Source organism: Saccharopolyspora sp. MMCC62 (assembly GCF_057736575.1).
Genome location: NZ_JBYKCM010000025.1, coordinates 1 through 862, shown reverse-complemented (window position 1 = coordinate 862; position 862 = coordinate 1). Strand labels below are relative to the sequence as shown.

Here is an 862-nt window from a genome sequence, read left to right as displayed (position 1 = left end):
GGATGAACACTAAGTACGACGAGAATGACAAGCTGATCCGGGAAGTGAAAGTGATCACCCTGAAGTCCAAGCTGGTGTCCGATTTCCGGAAGGATTTCCAGTTTTACAAAGTGCGCGAGATCAACAACTACCACCACGCCCACGACGCCTACCTGAACGCCGTCGTGGGAACCGCCCTGATCAAAAAGTACCCTAAGCTGGAAAGCGAGTTCGTGTACGGCGACTACAAGGTGTACGACGTGCGGAAGATGATCGCCAAGAGCGAGCAGGAAATCGGCAAGGCTACCGCCAAGTACTTCTTCTACAGCAACATCATGAACTTTTTCAAGACCGAGATTACCCTGGCCAACGGCGAGATCCGGAAGCGGCCTCTGATCGAGACAAACGGCGAAACCGGGGAGATCGTGTGGGATAAGGGCCGGGATTTTGCCACCGTGCGGAAAGTGCTGAGCATGCCCCAAGTGAATATCGTGAAAAAGACCGAGGTGCAGACAGGCGGCTTCAGCAAAGAGTCTATCCTGCCCAAGAGGAACAGCGATAAGCTGATCGCCAGAAAGAAGGACTGGGACCCTAAGAAGTACGGCGGCTTCGACAGCCCCACCGTGGCCTATTCTGTGCTGGTGGTGGCCAAAGTGGAAAAGGGCAAGTCCAAGAAACTGAAGAGTGTGAAAGAGCTGCTGGGGATCACCATCATGGAAAGAAGCAGCTTCGAGAAGAATCCCATCGACTTTCTGGAAGCCAAGGGCTACAAAGAAGTGAAAAAGGACCTGATCATCAAGCTGCCTAAGTACTCCCTGTTCGAGCTGGAAAACGGCCGGAAGAGAATGCTGGCCTCTGCCGGCGAACTGCAGAAGGGAAACGA

The 862-nt window shown here is 53.4% G+C and carries 1 protein-coding gene; it reads left to right on the top strand.

Annotated features, from left to right (window positions below; translation table 11 throughout):
• Positions 1-50 precede the first annotated feature (50 nt).
• The coding region (gene cas9 / locus AC29IT_RS28725) for a type II CRISPR RNA-guided endonuclease Cas9 (RefSeq protein WP_488220786.1) at positions 51-862 on the top strand (812 nt) is incomplete at its 3' end.